20 protein-coding genes are annotated in these 18,773 nt (G+C 73.8%); 12 read left to right on the forward strand and 8 right to left on the reverse strand.

Translation table 11 applies throughout. The features are described from left to right. Positions 1–24 precede the first annotated feature (24 nt). The 4 genes from ACQP10_RS32880 to ACQP10_RS32895 all read left to right on the forward strand — a co-directional run bounded on the left by ACQP10_RS32880 (position 25) and on the right by ACQP10_RS32895 (position 3,696). Positions 25–837 (forward strand): PaaX family transcriptional regulator, encoded by an 813-nt coding sequence (locus ACQP10_RS32880; protein ID WP_346019035.1) that lies wholly within the window; start codon positions 25–27, stop codon positions 835–837. Positions 838–842: 5 nt separating this feature from the next. Then, positions 843–1,625, forward strand: a complete 783-nt coding sequence (locus ACQP10_RS32885; protein ID WP_346019718.1) for an enoyl-CoA hydratase — start codon at positions 843–845, stop codon at positions 1,623–1,625. 90 nt (positions 1,626–1,715) lie between these two features. Then, positions 1,716–3,164, forward strand: a complete 1,449-nt coding sequence (locus tag ACQP10_RS32890; protein WP_346019034.1) for an MFS transporter — start codon at positions 1,716–1,718, stop codon at positions 3,162–3,164. Positions 3,165–3,216: 52 nt separating this feature from the next. Beyond that, complete coding sequence (locus ACQP10_RS32895; protein WP_346019033.1) at positions 3,217–3,696, forward strand: PPOX class F420-dependent oxidoreductase; 480 nt, start codon at positions 3,217–3,219, stop codon at positions 3,694–3,696. Positions 3,697–3,766: 70 nt separating this feature from the next. On the opposite strand, the gene ACQP10_RS32900 is transcribed toward ACQP10_RS32895, so the two are convergent. Then, positions 3,767–4,315 carry a DNA-3-methyladenine glycosylase I gene (locus tag ACQP10_RS32900; protein WP_433540299.1) on the reverse strand — a complete coding sequence of 183 codons (549 nt, stop codon included), beginning with the start codon at positions 4,313–4,315 and terminating at the stop codon, positions 3,767–3,769. Beyond that, positions 4,312–5,199 carry a hypothetical protein gene (locus ACQP10_RS32905; protein WP_433540300.1) on the reverse strand — a complete coding sequence of 296 codons (888 nt, stop codon included), beginning with the start codon at positions 5,197–5,199 and terminating at the stop codon, positions 4,312–4,314. The genes ACQP10_RS32900 and ACQP10_RS32905 overlap by 4 nt, the downstream gene beginning before the upstream one ends. Before the next feature lie 42 nt (positions 5,200–5,241). Here ACQP10_RS32905 and ACQP10_RS32910 point away from each other — a divergent pair, with 42 nt between their 5' ends. Further along, the gene (locus ACQP10_RS32910) at positions 5,242–5,562 is read left to right on the forward strand and encodes a hypothetical protein (RefSeq protein WP_433540301.1); all 321 of its coding nucleotides are present in this window, start codon (positions 5,242–5,244) and stop codon (positions 5,560–5,562) included. A 25-nt stretch (positions 5,563–5,587) separates the two neighbouring features. On the opposite strand, the gene ACQP10_RS32915 is transcribed toward ACQP10_RS32910, so the two are convergent. The 3 genes from ACQP10_RS32915 to dapE form a co-directional block, all read right to left on the reverse strand. Further along, entirely contained in the window at positions 5,588–6,172 is a 585-nt protein-coding gene (locus ACQP10_RS32915) for a TIGR00730 family Rossman fold protein (RefSeq protein WP_346019029.1), read from the reverse strand. A 22-nt stretch (positions 6,173–6,194) separates the two neighbouring features. Next, positions 6,195–6,989, reverse strand: a complete 795-nt coding sequence (locus ACQP10_RS32920) for a TIGR00730 family Rossman fold protein (protein ID WP_346019028.1) — start codon at positions 6,987–6,989, stop codon at positions 6,195–6,197. Between the two features lie 220 nt (positions 6,990–7,209). Then, positions 7,210–8,271: a succinyl-diaminopimelate desuccinylase gene (gene dapE, locus ACQP10_RS32925; RefSeq protein ID WP_346019027.1), complete on the reverse strand. Its 1,062-nt coding sequence runs from the start codon at positions 8,269–8,271 to the stop codon at positions 7,210–7,212. 180 nt (positions 8,272–8,451) lie between these two features. On the opposite strand from dapE, the gene ACQP10_RS32930 reads away from it, so the two are divergent. After that, on the forward strand, positions 8,452–9,318 hold the full coding sequence (locus tag ACQP10_RS32930; protein ID WP_346019026.1) for a hypothetical protein: 867 nt from the start codon (positions 8,452–8,454) through the stop codon (positions 9,316–9,318). 171 nt (positions 9,319–9,489) lie between these two features. Here ACQP10_RS32930 and ACQP10_RS32935 read toward each other — a convergent pair whose 3' ends face one another. The 3 genes from ACQP10_RS32935 to fdxA form a co-directional block, all read right to left on the reverse strand. Continuing rightward, positions 9,490–9,903 carry a DUF4178 domain-containing protein gene (locus ACQP10_RS32935; protein ID WP_433540302.1) on the reverse strand — a complete coding sequence of 138 codons (414 nt, stop codon included), beginning with the start codon at positions 9,901–9,903 and terminating at the stop codon, positions 9,490–9,492. Between the two features lie 283 nt (positions 9,904–10,186). Next, on the reverse strand, positions 10,187–11,266 hold the full coding sequence (gene dapC / locus ACQP10_RS32940; RefSeq protein WP_179825353.1) for a succinyldiaminopimelate transaminase: 1,080 nt from the start codon (positions 11,264–11,266) through the stop codon (positions 10,187–10,189). A gap of 172 nt (positions 11,267–11,438) precedes the next feature. After that, entirely contained in the window at positions 11,439–11,765 is a 327-nt protein-coding gene (gene fdxA, locus ACQP10_RS32945) for a ferredoxin (protein ID WP_179825355.1), read from the reverse strand. 161 nt (positions 11,766–11,926) lie between these two features. On the opposite strand from fdxA, the gene ACQP10_RS32950 reads away from it, so the two are divergent. From ACQP10_RS32950 to ACQP10_RS32975, 6 genes are all read left to right on the forward strand, one after another. Beyond that, positions 11,927–12,103 (forward strand): putative acetyltransferase, encoded by a 177-nt coding sequence (locus ACQP10_RS32950; protein ID WP_346019024.1) that lies wholly within the window; start codon positions 11,927–11,929, stop codon positions 12,101–12,103. A gap of 112 nt (positions 12,104–12,215) precedes the next feature. Beyond that, positions 12,216–13,292: an ABC transporter substrate-binding protein gene (locus tag ACQP10_RS32955; RefSeq protein ID WP_346019023.1), complete on the forward strand. Its 1,077-nt coding sequence runs from the start codon at positions 12,216–12,218 to the stop codon at positions 13,290–13,292. Positions 13,293–13,444: 152 nt separating this feature from the next. After that, positions 13,445–14,200 carry a class I SAM-dependent methyltransferase gene (locus ACQP10_RS32960; RefSeq protein ID WP_346019022.1) on the forward strand — a complete coding sequence of 252 codons (756 nt, stop codon included), beginning with the start codon at positions 13,445–13,447 and terminating at the stop codon, positions 14,198–14,200. A gap of 111 nt (positions 14,201–14,311) precedes the next feature. Beyond that, complete coding sequence (locus ACQP10_RS32965) at positions 14,312–16,687, forward strand: hypothetical protein (RefSeq protein ID WP_433540303.1); 2,376 nt, start codon at positions 14,312–14,314, stop codon at positions 16,685–16,687. 3 nt (positions 16,688–16,690) lie between these two features. Further along, entirely contained in the window at positions 16,691–17,374 is a 684-nt protein-coding gene (locus ACQP10_RS32970) for a hypothetical protein (protein ID WP_433540304.1), read from the forward strand. Next, positions 17,266–18,747, forward strand: coding sequence for a UvrD-helicase domain-containing protein (locus ACQP10_RS32975; protein ID WP_433541959.1), 1,482 nt, complete (start codon positions 17,266–17,268; stop codon positions 18,745–18,747). The genes ACQP10_RS32970 and ACQP10_RS32975 overlap by 109 nt, the downstream gene beginning before the upstream one ends. Positions 18,748–18,773 lie beyond the last annotated feature (26 nt).

Raw genomic sequence — 18,773 nt, forward strand, 5'->3', positions numbered from 1 at the left:
CGTCCGGCGACCAGACTTGTCCCCGTGAACGCCCGCGCCGCACTGTTCGATCTGTACGGGGACCACCTGCGCTCCCGGGGCGGCCGCGCGTCCGTGGCGGCCCTCGTCCGGCTGCTCGCACCCTTGGACATCGCCGGTCCCGCCGTCCGCACCGCCGTCTCCCGGATGGTCCGGCAGGGCTGGCTCGCCCCCGCCAGGCTGCCCCAGGGGCCCGGCTACGAGGCCACCGCCAAGTGCGTGCGCCGCCTCGACGAGACGGCCATGAGAATTTACCGAGTTGAGACGATCACGTGGAACGGCCGGTGGCACATCCTCGTGGTGGAACCGGTGCGCGAGCGGCCCCGGCGGGAGCGGCTCCGGGCCGACCTCGCCTTCATCGGGTACGCCCCCCTGACGGAGAGCACCTGGATCGGGCCCCGCCCCTCCCCCGAGCTGGACGGGGTCCTCGCCGCCGAGGGCGCGCGGGCCGACCGGTTCGAGGCCGCGCTGGACGGCGACCCCGCGGCGCTGGCCGCCCGCGCCTGGGACCTGGACGGCGTCGGGGCGGCCTACGAGGAGTGGCTGTCCCGGGCCGTCGACCTCGTCGGCGGGCTGCCCGCGGACGCCTCCGACGACCGGGCGTTCGCCACCCGCAGCAGGCTCGTGCACGGCTGGCGCAACTTCCTGTTCCGCGACCCCGGACTGCCCGCCGACCTGCTGCCGCCCGGCTGGCCCGGGGAGAAGGCGCGGGCCTACTTCGAGCGGGAGGCCGCCCGGCTCCTGCCGGCCGCCGCCGCGTTCGTCGACCGCCATCTCACCCTCACCGAACCGCAGGAAGCCAAGGAGCCAGCTTCGTGAACGACGTGAACGACGTCCTCTACTCCGTCGGCGACGGCGTCGCCACCATCACCTTCAACCGGCCGGAGGCGATGAACTCGCTGACCCTGCGGGCCAAGGCCGCCCTGCTGGACGCGCTGACCCGGGCCGCGGAGGACCCCGCCGTGCGGGCGGTGCTGCTGACGGGCTCGGGCCGGGCGTTCTGCGCGGGCCAGGACCTGGCCGAGCACGCGGCCTCCCTGGACGCGGGCCAGGGGCTGAACGACACCGTGCGGGCCCACTACAACCCGATCGTCCGGACGCTCACCGAGATGAACAAGCCGGTCGTCGCCGCGGTGAACGGTGTCGCCGCCGGAGCGGGCGCCTCCCTGGCCTTCGCCTGCGACCTGCGGATCGCCTCCGAGAAGGCGAGGTTCGCCATGGCCTTCACCGGCATCGGCCTGGCCCCCGACTCCGGCGCCTCGTGGACGCTGCAGCGCCTGGTCGGCCCGGCCCGCGCGGCCGAGCTCCTGCTGCTCGGCGAGCCGCTCGACGCGGCCCGCGCGCTGGAGCTGGGGGTCGTCTCCAGGGTCGTCCCGGCCGCCGAGCTGGACACCGCCGCCCGGGAGCTGGCCGTACGGCTGGCACAGGGCCCCACGAGCGCCTACGGGGCCACGAAGCGGGCCCTGGCGTTCGCCGCGGGCGCCTCCCTGCCGGACGCCCTGGACCAGGAGGCCACCCTCCAGGACGAGTGCGCGAGGACCGACGACCACGTCAACGCCACCCGCGCCTTCCTCAGGAAGGAGCGGCCCGTGTTCGAGGGCCACTAGGCGACAACAAAACAGGTTCGATAGGGATGGTCCACAACAAAACAATCTGTTAGCGTCTCTCCTGTTGCCTTACGGAACAGGAGACGACCCGTGTCGTTCGCATCCCCTCGCAGACCCCTGGCCCTCGGCGTGCTGTCCGCCGCGGGACTGATGACGATCCTGGACGGCAGCATCGTGACGGTCGCGATGCCCGCCATCCAGCGGGACCTGGGCTTCTCGCCCGCCGGCCTCAGCTGGATCGTCAACGCCTACCTCGTCGCGTTCGGCGGGCTGCTCCTGCTGGCGGGGCGGCTGGGCGACCTGATCGGCCGCAAGAAGATGTTCCTGGCCGGGAACGCGGTGTTCACCGCGGCCTCCGTGCTGGCGGGGGTCGCGGACGGCCAGGGCCTGCTCATCGCGGCGCGGTTCGGCCAGGGCGTCGGCAGCGCGATGGCCTCGTCCGTCGTGCTCGGCATCCTGGTGACGCTGTTCACCGAGGAGCGGGAACGCGGGAAGGCGATCGCGGTCTTCGCGTTCACCGGCGCGGCGGGCGCCTCGCTCGGGCAGGTGCTGGGCGGAGTGCTCACCGACCTGCTCGACTGGCACTGGATCTTCCTGATCAACCTGCCGATCGGGCTGCTCACCATCGCCCTGGCGATCCCGGCGCTGCCGCGTGACCGCGGGCTCGGCCTCGCCGCCGGGGCGGACGTCGCGGGCGCCGCGCTGGTCACCTCGGGACTGATGCTCGGGATCTACACGGTGGTCAGGGTCGAGGAACACGGCTGGCTCTCGGCCCACACGCTCGGCCTCGGCGCCGTCTCGCTCGCCCTGCTCGCCGGGTTCGTCGTCCGCCAGGCCACCGCGGGAACCCCGCTCATGCCGCTGCGCGTCCTGCGCTCACGCAACGTCGCGGGGGGCAACCTCGTCCAGATGCTCGCGCTGTCGGCGATGTTCGCCTTCCAGATCCTCGTCGCGCTCTACATGCAGCGTGTCCTCGGGTACGGCGCCCTCGAAACCGGCCTGGCGATGCTCCCCGCCGCGGTGGCCATCGGCGCCATCTCCCTCTTCGTCTCCGCGCGGCTCAGCGCCCGGTACGGCGCACGCGCCGTCCTGCTGGGCGGCCTGCTCATGCTGCTGGCCGCCATGCTGTGGCTGGCCCGCGTCCCGGTGAACGCGGGCTACGTGATCGACCTGCTGCCGGTGATGGTGCTGGTCGCGGGCGGCGGGCTGGTCCTCCCGGCGCTGACCACGCTCGGCATGTCCGGTGCGCGCGAGGACGACGCGGGCCTGGCCTCCGGCCTCTTCAACACCACCCAGCAGATCGGCATGGCCCTCGGCGTCGCGGTCCTGTCCACGCTGGCGGCGTCCCGCACGGAGGAGCTGCTCGGAGAGGGCGAGAGCCGGGCCGCCGCGCTCACCGGCGGCTACCACCTGGCCTTCTCCACCTCCGCCGGCCTGCTCGCGGCGGCCGTCCTGGTGGCGCTCACCGTACTGCGCCGGCCCGGGGACACCCGGGCCGTGACGGCGGAGCACGACGGCGAGGTCTCCCTCACCTCCTGACCGCCACGCCCGGCCACCGGAACCACCCGACCACCGACAAGGAAGAACCCAGATGAGCGAGAACGACTACGGCCCCGGCCAGGGCCCCGGCGCCCGGCCCCTCACCGAGGACGAAGTGGCCCGCATCCTCGGCGAGCAGCGGTTCGGCGTGCTGGCGACCGTCAAACGCGACGGCCGCCCGCACCTGGCCTCGATGGTCTTCGGCTGGGACCCCGAGGAGCGGGTCATCCGGATCTCGTCGGCCGAGGGACGCATCAAGGTGACGCACCTGCGGCATGATCCGCGCGCGACCCTGCACGCCCAGGGTGAGAACGTCTTCTCCTACGCCGTCGCGGAGGGCGAGGCGGAGGTGTCGGAGGCGAGCGCGGAGCCCGGTGACGCGACCGGGCGGGAACTGCTGGCGATGGCCGGCGGCTTCGACGACCCGGCGGACGAGACCGCGTTCCTCGAACAGATGGTGAAGGACCGGCGCGTGGTGATCAGGCTCCGGGTGTCACGCCTGTACGGAACGGCCCTGGACGCGCGGAACTGATCCGTGCCGAACCGGGCCCGGGAAGGCTCACCGGGGCGGCACGGCCCGCCGCGCCGGACGGGACCGGAGGTCAGCGGCAGGCGTCGCGGACCCAGCAGTCGGCCAGGTGGTCGTTGACCAGGCCGATGGCCTGCATGAGCGCGTAGGCGGTGGTGGGGCCGACGAAGCGGAACCCGCGCGCCCTGAGCTCCTTGGCGAGCGCCTTGGAACCGGGCGTCTGGGCGGGCACGTCGGCCAGGGTCTTCGGGACCGGGGATCCGGGGTCGGCGTACCGCCAGACCAGCTCGGACAGGCCCCCGTCGAGCGCGACCCGGGCGTTGGCGACGGCGGCCTCGATCTTGGCGCGGTTGCGGACGATGCCGGCGTCGCCCATCAGACGCTCGACGTCGGCCGGGCCGAACGCCGCCACGGCGGGGATGGAGAACCCGGCGAAGGCGGCCCGGAAGTTATCCCGCTTGCGCAGGATCGTGATCCACGACAGCCCGGACTGGAACGCCTCCAGGGTCAGCCGCTCGAACACCAGATCGTCGCCCTCGACCCTGCGGCCCCACTCGTCGTCGTGGTAGGCGATGTACTCGGGGGCCGAACCGGCCCAGCCGCAGCGCACCGGCTCGGTCATCGCGCCTCCCTCACTTCCCGGTCGCCGCGGTCGCTCCGATCACCGCGGTCGCCGCGGTCGCCGCGGTCGCCGCGGTCGTTCCGGTCATCCTGGCCAGGCCGGTCGTCCTCGACCGCCCCGTCGGCCCCGCCGGCCCCGCCGGCCCGATCGTGCTCGCCGGTCCGGCCGTCCCGGTCGTCGCCACCCGCCTGACCGTCCCGATCGTCCCGATCGTCCCGATCGTCCCGGTCGCTCCGGTCACCGTGGGCGGGGCGGCCGCCGGGCTCCGGGGCCGTGCCGGTCTCACCGGTCTCGCCGCCCTCACCGTCCGTGCCTTCCACGGCGGTCTCCTTCGGGTCGTCCTCCGCCTTCGAGCCGCCCTCGGCCTCCGGGTCGTCCTCGGCCGGTAGGGCGGGCAGGGCGTCGCCCCCGGTCGCCCGGTCGCCGTACGGCACGGCGGGGGCGCCCGGGGAACCGCCGGGGGCCGCCGGCTCCCCAGGATGGGTCTCCAGCAGCTCCGTGGGGCCCCACGGCGCCTCGGGCTCGTGCTCGGTGCGCGGACCGCTCAGCGGCGCGGCGTAGGCCTCCTGGCGGGCTTTGAGGCGGCCGGCCAGCAGCTCCGACACCCGCTGCTCCAGCACCGCGATCCGGGTGTCGCGCTCGCTCAGCGCGGCGGCGACCCGGTTCAGCGCCTCGTCCACACTCTCGGTGTGGTAGCCGACGAGGCTCACCGGCAGGTGCAGCGCCATGAGATCGACCGCGCCGAGCTGCCCTGCCTCGGGCAGGCCGAGCGGCGGGACGTCCGGGGTGAACTCCCCCAGTTCGTCACCCCGTCCCGTGGCGACCGCCCAGACACCGGCGAGTATGGCGATGGCGGCGAGCGCGAGCGCGAGTACGACCAGCACATACGAATCGTGCCACAACTCCCCTGATCTAAGGTTGGGGTCATGGCAGCTCTTGTGGTGATCGGCCCCGGAGATCCGGGTGATCCCGGCTGGGTGGAGGCCCGTTCCGTCGCCGGGATCGCCGAGCTGGCCCGCGCCGGGCACACCGTCGTCGTGACCCCCGCGGCCCTGGTCGGGAGCGCCGCCGGGCACGCCGGGCACGCCGAGGAGGCCGCGGAGCTGGCCGTGGCCGCGGTCTGCGTCTGGGCCGGGGCGCGGGTCCTGCGCACGACCCGCCCCGGCCCGGTACGGCAGGCCGCCGAGATGGCCGACGCCCTCGCCGGGCGGCGCCCGCCCGCGCTGACCCGCCGCGGCCTGGCCTGAGACCAGGCCAGGCCGGAGCGCGTGCCTACGGCGTGGACTCGCCGATCTCCTCGGGGCTCGGCACCAGGTGCCGCGTCCGCTTCTCCAGGTGCTGGAACGCCTCCTCGACCGTGGTGGCCCAGGAGAGCGCGTCGAAGACGTTCGGCCGGGTGAAGCCCGCCTCGTGCAGGTTGTCCACGAGCTGCCGCAGCGGCGCGTAGAGCCCCCAGGGGTCGAGGACCACGAGCGGCTTGTCGTGCAGGCCGAGCGTGCGCGCCGTCCAGATCTCGAACAGCTCCTCCAGCGTCCCGATGCCGCCGGGCAGCACCAGGAACGCGTCGGACCGGGCGTCCATGACGCCCTTGCGCTCCCGCATGTCGGTCGTGACGACGATCTCGTCGGAGTCCTCGTCGGCGACCTCGATGTCGACCAGGGCCTGGGGGATGACCCCGATGGTGCGGCCGCCGCCCGCGCGGGCGGCGCGGGCCACCGCGCCCATGCAGGAGACCTTGGCGCCGCCGCTGACGAGCGTGTGGCCCCGTCGGGCGATCTCGGCCCCCACCTCCTCCGCCAGCGTCAGATACTTCGCGTCGATCTTCTGGCTCGACGCCAGGAATACGCATACGAACACGTTGAGACCTTACGACCGTCTTTTACTGGGCGTCGCCGACCGTGCCCGCGGCCGCCCGCTCCTCGTCCTGGCGGTGCCGCGACCGGTTCCGGTCGGCGTCGGTGATGATCCGTACGGCCTCGTCCACGTCGTCGGTGACGTAGATCAGGTCGATGTCGGCCGGGGAGATCTTGCCGGAGCCCACCAGGGTGGTCTTCATCCAGTCGAGCAGGCCGCCCCAGTACTCGGTGCCCATGAGCACCACGGGGAAGGAGGTGACCTTGCGGGTCTGCACCAGGGTCAGCGCCTCGAACAGCTCGTCCATCGTGCCGAAGCCGCCGGGGAGCGTCACGAACCCGCACGCGTACTTCACGAACATGGTCTTGCGGACGAAGAAGTAGCGGAACTCGATGCCGAGGTCGACGTACTCGTTCATCTGCTGCTCGAAGGGGAGCTCGATGCCCAGGCCCACGGAGACGCCGCCCGCCTCCCTGGCGCCCCGGTTGGCCGCCTCCATGCAGCCGGGCCCGCCCCCGGTGATCACGGCGTAGCCCGCCTCGGAGAACTTGCGGCCGAGCTCGATGCCCATCTCGTACTCGGGCGTGCCCTCCTTGGTCCGCGCGGACCCGAAGACGGTGACCGCCTGGGGCAGTTCGGCGAGTTGTCCGAAGCCCTCCACGAACTCCGCCTGGATGCGCATGACCCGCCAGGGGTCCATGTGCAGCCAGTCCGCCGGCCCCCTGCGGTCGAGGAGCCTCTGGTCGTGGGTGGAGTCGGAAACGAGGGCGCCGCGCACCAGGGATGCCCCCTGCCGGCGTTCCGGGCGTGTCTTCTTCATGCCGAACACGCTAGCCCGTTCAACAAAAATCTTGAAAAATCTACTGGCGAACACGGAACCGGATTTCGCCGAACGCGCGTCTAACCGCCGAGGGTGCTGCTCGGGACTGAAAGTGGCTTTCCCCGTCAAATGGCCGACGAGGAAAGCCACTTTCATTTGGGCCCGGCCCGTCCGGGTCGCCGGGCGGGCCGTCAGCCCAGCCAGCCGGGCATGCCGGCGGTCAGCTCAGCCAGTCGAGCATTCTGCGCTCGCACTCGACGATCTTCTCCAGCGCGACGTACTCCCCCCGCTGGTGCGCGAGATTGGGATCTCCGGGCCCGTAGTTCACCGCGGGAACGCCGAGACCGGAAAAGAGCGAGACGTCGGTCCAGCCGAGTTTGGCCCGCGGTTCACCGCCGACGGCCGACAGGAAGGCCGCGGCCACCGGGTGGGACAGGCCGGGCCGCGCACCGGGCGCCCCGTCGGTGAAGTGGACCTCGAACCCGTCGAACACCCCGCGCACGTGCTCCTGGGCCGCCTCCAGTGACAGGTCCGGGGCGAAACGGTAGTTGACGGTGACCACGCACTCGTCGGGGATCACGTTGCCGGCGACTCCGCCGTTGATCGCGACCGCGTTCAGGCCCTCGTGGTACTGCAGCCCGTCCACGACGGGCCGTCTGGCGCGGTGGCCGTCGAGGATCGCGAGGACCGGACCGGCCGCGTGGACGGCGTTGACCCCGAGCCAGGACCGGGCGCTGTGCGCGCGTTTGCCGCGGGTGACGACCTGCGCCCGCAGCGTGCCCTGGCAGCCGCCCTCGATCACGCCGTCGGTGGGCTCCATGAGCACCGCGAAGTCCCCGGCGAGCCAGTCGGGGTGCCGGCGGCTGAGCCGGAGCAGGCCGTTGCGCTCGACCTCGATCTCCTCGCAGTCGTAGAAGACGTACGTGACGTCCCGGCTCGGCTCCGGCAGCGCGGCGGCCAGTCGCAGCGCGACCGCGATGCCGGACTTCATGTCGGAGGTGCCGCAGCCGTACAGCAGGCCGTCCTCGACCCGGCTCGGCAGGTTGCCGGCGACCGGCACGGTGTCGATGTGCCCGGCGATCACCACCCGCTCGCCGCGGCCCAGCGCGGTGCGGGCGACGACCGCGTCGCCGTCGCGGTGCACGGTCAGGTGCGGCAGCGCCCGCAGCGCCTCCTCGACCGCGTCGGCCAGCGCCTTCTCGTGACCGCTGACCGACTCGACGTCCACGATCCGCGCGGTGAGCGCGCCGACGTCCTGTGTGAGATCCAGACGCGTACCCATGCTCGCGACCTTACCGGCCCGGCCGCGGATCTCCCCGGGGCACGCGACCGCCGGGCGGGCCCGCCTCGGTCGACTCCGGTACGGCGGGCGGGCGCGTGGCCGGTCGGAGAGCCCGCCACGGCCGGATGGACGGCCCGGAGGCGGATCCCCGCACCTCGCCGTACCGGTAGGTTCTTCAGGGTGCGACGGCGCTTCTCCAAAGGGGTCATCGCGATCATCGTGATCGTGGTCCTGCTCGCGGTGGCCATCACCGTGGGCGTCTTCAAGCTTCTCCATCGGGTCCCCACTCTCGCCGGGCCCGGTGAGGGCTGCCGGGTCACCACCCCGAAGGGCACCCGCGACCTGGACATCGAGCAGGCCCAGGTGGCCGCCGTCATCGCCGCGGTGGCGGCCCGCAGGAAGCTGCCCGAGCGGGCCGTGGTCATCGCCTACGCCACCGGCATCCAGGAGTCCAAGCTCTACAACCTCACCTACGGCGACCGCGACTCGGTGGGGGTGTTCCAGCAGCGGCCGTCCCAGGGCTGGGGCAAGCCCGAGCAGCTCGTGGATCCCGTCTACGCCACGGGGAAGTTCTTCTCGGCGCTGGTGAAGGTGAAGAACTACCGCAAGCTGCCGCTCCACGAGGCGGCCCAGCGGGTGCAGCGCTCGGCCGACGGGTCGGCCTACGCCCAGCACGAGGACGACGGGGAGATCCTGGCCGCGGCGTTCACCGGGCGGGTTCCCGGGGCCGTGCACTGCTGGTTCCCCCCGAAGCCGAGCAAGAGTCCCACGGCCGTGCGCGCCACGGCGAAGCCGGCGAGCGCGACGCCGCCGCCCGCCACCGAGCGGGCCAGGCGGCGGCTGGCCCGCGCCCTGGGGCCCGGCGCCACGCTCGACACCGACTCGCGCAGGCGCGGCTGGCTGGTGGCCTCCTGGTCGGTGGCGCACGCCCAGGAGTTCGGGCTGCGCCGGATCCGTTACGACGGCCGGGCCTGGACGTCGGCGAAGGGCGAGGACGGCTGGCGTCCGGACGCCGCGGCGACGGCGGCGCGGGTCGAGATCTCCTGAGGGATCCGCTCCACCGCCGGCGGAGGTCCCGGCCGCCCCGGACCCGCGCCGCCCGGCTCGGCACCGGGAGCCGGTTCCGTGCCGGGCCGGGCCGGGAGCCGGTTCCGCGCCTGGTCGGGAGCTGATTCCGTGCGGGCCGGGAGTTGATTCCGTGCCGCGCCGGGATTCCCGTCAGGCGAGGTCGGCGCGCCGGTGGAAGGTGATCGAACCGGGCGGCAGCGGCTGGGCGTGGAAGGACCTCCAGCGGTGGCCCTGGAGCCGTTCGAAGCTGAGCAGCCGGCCGTCGGCGGCGCGGTAGTCGGCGAAGTCGAGCAGCCCCCGCTCGGGCATGCTGACGCCCTCCCCGCGGAAGGCGGCCGTGCCGCGATCCACCGGGAAGAACTCGACCCCCTCGACGGTCAGCGTGGTCTTCGCGGGGATCATGCCCTGGGTGGGCACCCGCGTCCACAGCAGCACCTCCAGGTGGAGGGCGTCGTCGGAGCCGGGGCGCGTCTCGATCGACAGCCACCGGTCGCGGCGGGAGCCGTCGTCGAGGAGGTACTCGGTCCACTGGTTGCCCTGCCATGACAGGTACAGGGCACCCATGACGCGGCTCCGCACGCCCTGGCACTCGATGGTGTCGCCCACCTTGATGGCGCGGGGGTCGGGATGGTCGACGCCGGCGTGGCCCGCCTCCGGTCCGGACGGCGACGCGGACGGCGGCGCGGCCCCGGTGGGCGGCGGCGCGGGGGCGTCCCAGCCGGTGAGCGGCGCGCGGAGCGCCGCCCGCTCCGCCGGGCGGCCGCCACGAACGCGCCGGCCAGCAGGACGAGGGCGACCACGCCCAGTCCGACTGCCACGGCGGCCCCAGAGATCATGGCGCCGGATCCTACTGGAGGCGCCGCACCGCCGCACTTATCCGCTCATCCGTCGCCGTCACCGCGATCCGGACATGCGACGCGCCGGCCGGGCCGTAGAAGTCGCCGGGGGCCGCCAGGATGCCCTTCTCGGCCAGCTCGCGGACCTGCGACCAGCAGTCGGCGCCGTTGGAGGCCCAGAGGTACAGCCCGGCGACGGAGTGGTCGATCTTCCAGCCGGCCGCCTCCAGGGCGGGGCGCAGCGCCGCGCGCCGGGCGGCGTAGCGGGCACGCTGCTCGTCGGCATGCCCGTCGTCGTCCAGGGCGGCGGCCGCCGCCGCCTGCACCGGCCCGGGCACGATCATGCCGGCGTGCTTGCGGACCTCCAGCAGCCGCCTGACCAGCGCGGGGTCGCCCGTGACGAACCCGGCGCGGTATCCCGCCAGGTTGGAACGCTTGGACAGCGAGTGGACGGCGAGCAGGCCCTCGTGCGAGCCGCCGCACACGTCCGGGTGCAGGATCGAGACCGGCCGTTCCTCCCAGCCCAGCTCGATGTAGCACTCGTCGGAGGCGATGACGGCCCCGCGCTCGCGCGCCCAGGCGACGACCTTGCGCAGGTGCTCGGCGGGCAGGACCTTGCCGGTCGGGTTGGACGGGGAGTTGACCCAGACCAGCGGCACCCGCTCCGGGCCGAGCGAGAGCAGCCCGTCGGTGGCGTACGGCTCGGCGCCCGCGAGGCGGGCCCCGACGTCGTAGGTCGGGTAGGCCAGCTCGGGGAAGACGACCCGCTGCCCGGGGCCGACGCCGAGCAGCGTGGGCAGCCAGGCCACCAGCTCCTTGGAGCCGATCAGCGGCAGCACGTCCGCCTGGTCGACGGTCACCCCGTGCCTGCGCCGCAGCCAGCCGGCCGCGGCGGCGCGGAGCCGCTCGGTGCCGTGGGTGAGCGGGTATCCGGGGCTGTCGGAGGCGTCCGCCAGGGCCTGCCGTACCAGGGCGGGGACCGGGTCGACGGGGGTGCCGACCGACAGGTCGACGATCCCCTCGGGATGCGACCCCGCGAGCTCCTTCAGCGGCGTGAGCCGGTCCCATGGGAAGTCAGGCAGATCGATCACGGCTCTCCCCCGCTGGACGTCTCCCCCGCCGGCGCGGGAGATGGCTTGTCATCGGTGTGGCCCCGCACGGCGGGGCCGGGCGGCTCCGCCGGGGAGGGCGGAGCCTCGCCGGGCGGGGCGGCTCCGTGCCGCCACCGCCCGCCGGCGTGCGCTCAGTGACGCTCGGTGTCGCTCAGTGGCCCTCGGCCTGCGGGGGCAGGACCGAGACGACCGGGTGGTCCTTTTCGATCTTTCCGACCTTGGAGGCGCCGCCGGGGGAGCCCAGCTCCTCGAAGAACTCCACGTTGGCCTTGTAGAAGTCCTTCCACTGCTCGGGAAGGTCGTCCTCGTAGAAGATCGCCTCAACGGGGCAGACGGGTTCGCACGCACCGCAGTCCACGCACTCGTCGGGGTGGATGTAGAGCATGCGCTCGCCCTCGTAGATGCAATCGACGGGGCACTCCTCGATGCACGCCTTGTCCAGGACGTCCACGCAAGGCTGCGCGATGACGTAGGTCACCTCGGGCTCCTTCTTCCTTTACGCACCTAGGCGCGACTTCGACCGCGGGGTTGCTACGCCCTAGTATTGCCGTGCCCGTCACATGTCCGAAACGGGAGGGGGCAAAAACGATGGCCCCAGGCCTCGGCGCTCGCCTCGTCATCACCATAACCCCATCCGACGTGGGGAAAAGGGTAACCACGCGACGACGGGTCCCCGAGGGCTTCCGGGACGCGGTGGGCGTGCTGGAGTTCTGGCACGACGGCACGCTGGGCGTGCGCAGGCGCGACGGCTCCCTGGTGGAGATCGCCGAGGACACGCTCGCGGCGGCCAGGATCGTCCCGGAACGCCGGGGTTAGGCCCGCTCCCCGAGGACCCGCGCCCGTTCTCCGATGATCCCGGCGTAACCCCTTTCCCAAGAACGGCCGCGCCTCCTCGACCGCCCCGCGTATCGCGGCGAGTATCCGATGGGTGACCGTACGCATCAGCGCCGCCGCCGTGCTCCTCGTCGCCACGATCGCCGGGTGTGGCGCCCCGGCTACCGAGACCAGGCAGCTTCCACCGGTCAAGGTGAACGCCGCCTCCATGCGGGAGGGGTTCTCGACCATGGACCGCCTGGTCGAGGCGGCCCGCAAGGAGGGCACGCTCACCGTGATCGGGCTGCCGCGCGACTGGATCAACTACGGCGAGATCATCGACACCTTCTCCCGGGAGTACGGGGTCAAGGTCGATCAGCTCGAACCCGGTGCGAGCAGCGAGCGGGAGATCCAGGCCGCGAGCCGGCTCAGGCCCGACGTGTTCGACCTGAGCCTGGAGGTCGCGGTCGCCCACGCCGGTTCCTTCGCCCCCTACCGGGTGCAGGGCTGGCAGGACATCCCCGACCGCGTCAAGGACCCCGCGGGGCGCTGGTACGCCGGGTACGGCGGCTACATGTCCATCGCCTACGACTCCTCGAAGGTCGCGGCCCCTTCGTCCTACGCCGACCTGCTCAAGCCCGGTTACCGGGTCGCGCTGCCCGGTGACCCCCGGCAGTCCGCGGCGGCCTTCGGCGGGGTGATGGCGGTGTCCCTCGGCGACGGCGGCGCCAGGGTGGAGCGGGGCGTGGAGTTCTTCGACCGCCTGCGCCGGGCGGGCAACCTCGCGCCCGCGGAGCGGACGGCCAACGTCGTCATCGACTGGGACTACCAGAACGCCGTACGGGCCGCCGCGGCGGCCGGGGCGGGCCGGCCCGGCTGGAAGGTCGTCGTCCCGGGCGGCACCGCGCTCGGCGGCTACTACGTGCAGGCGATCAGCAGGAACGCCCCGCACCCGGCCGCCGCGCGCCTGTGGGAGGAGTTCCTGTTCTCCGACCGGGGCCAGAACCTCATGATGAAGGGCTACGCCCGCCCGGTGCGGACGGAGGCCCTGCGGATGCGCGGCGCCCTCGACCAGGCGCTGGCGGCCAAGCTGCCCGCGACCAGGGCCGAGCCGGTCTACCTGACCGTGTCGGAGATCGACGCGGCCAAGGGCTACCTCCGTCACCGCTGGGACGCGAAGAAGGCCGGCTGACATAAGGAACCCGTGGGACGGTCGCTCACCAAAGGGGCTTCTCGGACTGATATGTCGGGGCATCTCCGAGGCTCTAAAGTGTCTCGGGAGCACCGGCAAGAGGCCGTGGTGTTCGGAAGAGAGCTGACGTCTTGCTAAACGACACCCCCGGCATGACGAAGTGGAGCGTTCGCGCCCATGACACCGGCTTCGGATACGTCTCCGCGTACGGCGCGCCCCTGGTCGACCTGCTGGACCCGCGGCCGGGTGAGCGGGTCGTCGACCTCGGCTGCGGCATCGGGGTGCTGAGCGCCGAGATCACCGCCCGGGGCGCCCACGTCCTCGGGATCGACGGCTCGGCGGCGATGATCGAGAAGGCCCTGGCGCAGTACCCCGGGATCGACTTCATCGTCGGCGACGGCAGCGACTTCACGGTCGCCCAGCCGTACGACGCGGTCTTCTCCAACGCCGCGCTGCACTGGATGGGCCGCGAGCCGGACGCGGTGATAGCCAGCGTGCGGGAGGCACTGGCCCCGGGCGGGCGGTTCGTCGCCGAGATGGGCGGCGCGGGCAACTGCGCCGCGCTGACGGCGGCGATGTCCACCGCCTGGCGGGAGCACGGGCTGCCCGAACCCGACCTGCCGTGGTACTTCCCGACCCCGGCCGAGTACGCCGCGCGGCTGGAGCGGGGCGGGTTCGTCGTCCGGCTGCTCGAGTACTTCGACCGGCCGACCCCCATGGACGAGTGCCCGGACGGGGCGGCTGGCTGGGTGCGGATGTTCGCCGGGTCACTGCTCCGCACGGTCCCCACCGGGATGGTCGAGCCGCTGCTGCGCCGGGTCAACGAGCTGGCCGCGCCCGCGCTGCGCCGGGAGACCGGTTGGATGGCGGACTACGTGCGGCTCAGGTTCGCGGCCGTACGCCGCTGAACCGGCCCGATGCGCCGGGGTGATTTGCCAGACTATGGTCTGTTCCATAAGTCTCGTTCCCCGGCGACGTGAAGCGAATCGGGCGGCTGGAGGGGCTGGGAAGGGGAGCGGATGAACTTCTGTCTGAGTGACCTCGTGCCGCCGCTGCGCTGGAGCGACGCGGCCACGATCCCGGAGCTGGCCGACCAGCCCGACCTGCCGGACGCCTGGTGGCGCAGCCTGCCGCTGCACCGGGTGCTGGCCGTGCTGGGCACGGAACGGCTGGCGGAGCTGCTGGCCCGGATCGCCCTGGATCACTGGCCGGCCGCCGCCGTGGGCGACGTGCTGCCCGCGCTGTACGTCCTGGATCCCGACGAGGCGGACGAGCCGTGCACCGCCATCGCGCTCGACCGCACCGGCTCCTGGGCGGGCCTGCTCGCCCTCACCGGCCGCGAGCTGCGCGACCAGCCCTTCATCCAGGCGTTCCCCGTGGTGCACGTGCTGTTCTGCGCGGCGTTCGACCACTTCGCCCATCCCGAGCGGGCCGAGGCCGACCGCTCCCCGGCGTCCGTGCCCGCCGCCTCCCTCGCCTCCGCCGCCCCCGAGGCCCACGAGCCGGATCACGAGGCCCACGAGGCCCACGAGGCCCCCCGGATCCTTGAGGCCCCCCGGGCCCCCGAGGCTCTCCAGGCCGAGGCCGGGCCGGTCCCCGTCTCCGGGCCCGGACCGCTCCCGGACCGGGCCCCGGACTCGAACTCGGAACCGGCCCCGGACCCGGAACCCGCCGCGGACCCCGAACCGGAGCACGAGCCGGTCCGCGCGGCCGAGCAGACCGCCGAACCCGAACCGGACCCCGTGGCCGAACCCGAGCCGGACCCCGCGCCGGTCCCGTCCCCCGCGCCCGTCCCCTTCTCCGCGTTCGCCCCGGCGTCCGGATCCGCCGCGGCGTCCGAGCCGGCCCCCGTACCGGCCCCGGACCCGGAACCCGCCGCGGACCCCGAACCGGAGCACGAGCCGGTCCGCGCGGCCGAGCAGGCCGCCGAACCCGAACCGGACCCCGTGGCCGAACCCGAGCCGGACCCCGCGCCCGCACCCGGCCCGCACCCCGCGGCGTCACCGGCCGTGGCGGACGCCGGAGCCGCGGTGGACGACGCGGGCCCGGCCGGGCCCGCTGCCGAGCACGCGCCCTCCGACCTCCCCGACCTGCTGGACGCGGCCTTCGCCGGCCTGGACGACCGGAGCTGGGCCGTCGCGCAGAACAGGGTGTTCAGCGACGACCCCGCCGCGGTGGAGGCGCTGGCCAAGCTCTTCGCGGTGCCGCCCGCCGCCATCGCCGAGGTGGAGGCGGACCTGCGGCGGCGGCTCGCCGAGTGGCTCGCCTCACCGGAGGCGGCGCCGTACCGGGAGCATCTGGCGGAGGTCAGGCGGACCCTCGGCAAGGCGGCCCCCAAGTCGCGCCTGGTCTCGGCCGCCGGCTGGCACCGGCGGGAGCTGTCCTCCCTCGACGTTCCGGCCTGGCAGTTCGTGCTGGCCACCCTGGACGGCTACCACCTGGTCGACGAGTGGCTGGTGGAGGGCGACATCGTGGCGCTGCGCCACCACACCCGCGACGTGATCAGCCGCGCGAAGCCGCCGCTGACCATGACCAAGGCGCTGTCGCTGGTCGCCTCGCTGGGCATCCATCCCGACGTGTCCAAGGAGTGGCTGGAGAACGTCCCCCAGCTCCGCATCCTCAGTGCCGGGCAGAAGGTCCCCCAGCGCCAGGGCGGCGGGTCCCAGGCCGGGCGTCCCAAGGAGGCCAGGGGTCCGAAGGACTCCAAGGGGCCCAAAGAGCCGAAGAGGGCCGGAGAGAAGGCCGAGGCCCCCCCGCCGCGGGCCTCGGCGGAGAACACGGGCCGGGAGCCGGACACCCCCGTCCGGGAGGCGGACCGGCCGCCCGGTGAGGCCGGCGGGCGGCCCGGCGCGGCGGGACAGGCTGGCCGGTCGCCGTTCCGCCCGCTGAAGGACGTATCGGTGACCCGGCGCTGCTTCCGGCAGCCGGACGGCCGCTGGTGGCTGCGGGTCGACATCACCGCCGAGCACCTGCGTGGCGACGAGTGCCCGCTGCCCAGCGGCTTCGCCGCCTACCTGGGAGTGTCGCCCGGCGCCGCCCGTACGGTCGACAGCGCGGTGGGCGAGGTCACGCTGAGCTGGCGCGAGGGGCCCGTCCTCTCGTCGCTGGGGCCGCTCCTCGCCGACGTGGGCGCCAAGGAGGGAAGCCACCTGTTCCTGACGCTGTCGGACGAGGGGGTGCTGCGCGCCAGGCACCTGCCCGCGGCGGACCCGGACGACGAGCCGCTCGCCCGGGCGCTGCGACTGGTCGGCTACACCGCCCCGGGCGGCACCTCCGAGCAGGCCGTCCGGGTCATCGCCACCCGGGTCGGCCTGACGGGGCCGGTCAGCTCGCCCGACCTGCTCAGCCGGCTGCGAGAGCGCGGGGACCGCGACCTGCTGTCCCTGCTGGCGTAGCCGATGCCCCGGCTCGCCATCTCCCCGGAGTTCCCCGCGGAACTCGGCGCCCTGACCCAGCCGGCGCGCCGGGACGTCGTGGTCGCGGTGCGCCGGTTCATGCAGGGCGTGGCGGGCGCGCCGCACCCGGAGCGGATCAGGGGGGCCGGCGACCCCCGGGTCGCCACCCTCCGGCTGGCCGAGGGGCACCGCGGCGTCGTGGTCAGGCAGCGCGACGTCCACTGGCTGCTGACCGTGCTGCCCGACGCCGAGGCGTGGGCCTACGGCCGGCGTCACCGGTTCGGGGTCAACACCGCGCTGGGCGTGGTCGAGATGTGGGACGCCGAGGCGCTCGGCCGGGCCGAGCCCGCGCTGCGCCGGGCCGCGGCCGCCACCTCCGCACGGCTCTTCGCCGACAACTGCGACACCGACCTGGCCGAGCTGGGCGTCGACCGGCGGCTGCTGCCGCTGGTCCGGCTGATCACCGACGACCTCGCCCTGGAGGCGCTGGAGCCGCTGCTGCCCCCGACGCAGTACCAGCCGCTCGCCGCGCTGGCCCGGGGCGAGTCGCTGGCCGGGGCGTGGCGGGAGCTGGACGCCTGCCGCGCGGTCCCCCGGACGGGCGCCCGGTCGATCCGGACGACTTCGCCGCGGCGCTCCTGCGCAGCCCGGACCGGGCCGTCTTCGTCGGCAGCCCGCGCGAGCTGAACCACGTGCTCGACGCCCCGGACTGGTGCGTCTTCCTGCACCCGCCGCAGCACCGGCTGGCCTACCACGGGCCGTACGAGCGGCCGGTGCTGGTCACCGGCGGCGCGGGCACCGGCAAGACCCTCGTGGCCCTGCACCGGGCCGTCTGCCTGGCGCGGCGCGGCGCGGGTCCGGTGCTGCTGGTCACGTTCTCGCAGAAGCTGAGCGCCGACCTGTCCGCCCGGCTGGACCTGCTGGCGGAGGACGAGGAGGTCCGGGAACGGATCGAGGTCGGCAACGTCGACCGCCTGGCGCACCGGGTCGTCTCCGAGGCCGAGGGGCGCGCGCCCGCGCTGGCCGACTCCGCCGACCTGGTCGCGCTCTGGGAGGAGAGCGGCGGCGGCCACAGCCCGGCGTTCCTGCTGCGCGAGTGGGAGCAGGTGGTGCTGGCGCAGAACCTGCGGACGCTGGAGGAGTATCTCGCCGCTCCCCGTCCGGGGCGCGGCGTGGACCTCGGGCCCGCCGAGCGGGAGGCCGTGTGGCGGGCCGTCGAGCACGTCACCGGGCGGCTTCGGGAGCGGGGCAAGCGCACCCTGCTCCAGCTCGCGGCGGAGGCGTCGCTGCTGCTCGGCCGGACGACCGGCGACCTGCTGGGAGACGAGGAGCCGTCCCGCGAGCCGTACCGGCACATCGTGGTGGACGAGGCGCAGGACCTGCATCCGGCGCAGTGGCGGCTGTTGCGCGCGGCGGTGCCGTACGCCCCCGACGACCTGTTCATCACCGGCGACCCCCACCAGCGCGTCCTCGACACGCGGGTGCCGCTGGGCTCGGTCGGCATCGACGCGGTGACGACGCGGCTGCGGGTGTCGCACCGGCTGCCGCAGGAGATCCTCGCCTGGGCGGTGCGGCTGCGCGGCGGCGGGCCCGCCGACGGCCTGGTGAACGGCGCCCAGGAGATGTACGGCTTCCGCTCGCCCGGACACGGGCCCCGCCCGATGGTGCGGGCCTACGATTCGCCGGAGGAAGAACTGACCGGTCTGGCGGTCCAGGTGAGAGAGTGGGTCCGGGACGGCGTGCCGCCGCGGGAGATCGGGGTGGCCGCCAGGACCGCCGGTCTGGTGCGCGACGCCCGGGCCGCGCTGCGCGATCTGGGGGTGGGAGTGACGACACTGCACGGAATGAAGGGTCTGGAGTTCCGGCGGGTCGCCGTGATCGGCGTGACCGACGGGATCGTGCCCGCCCCAGGAGCGCTCACCCCCGCCGCGGAGGACCCCGCCGCGCGGGCGCACGACCTGCAACGTGAGCGCGGCCTGCTCTACGTGGCCTGCACCCGGGCCAGAGAGCTGCTCTACGTGTCTCACACAGGACGCGCCAGTCCCTTCCTTCCCACCTGAGTACATATTCTGAACTGCGGATATAT

This window comes from Streptosporangium sandarakinum (genome assembly GCF_050942225.1).
GTDB lineage: Bacteria > Actinomycetota > Actinomycetes > Streptosporangiales > Streptosporangiaceae > Streptosporangium > Streptosporangium nondiastaticum.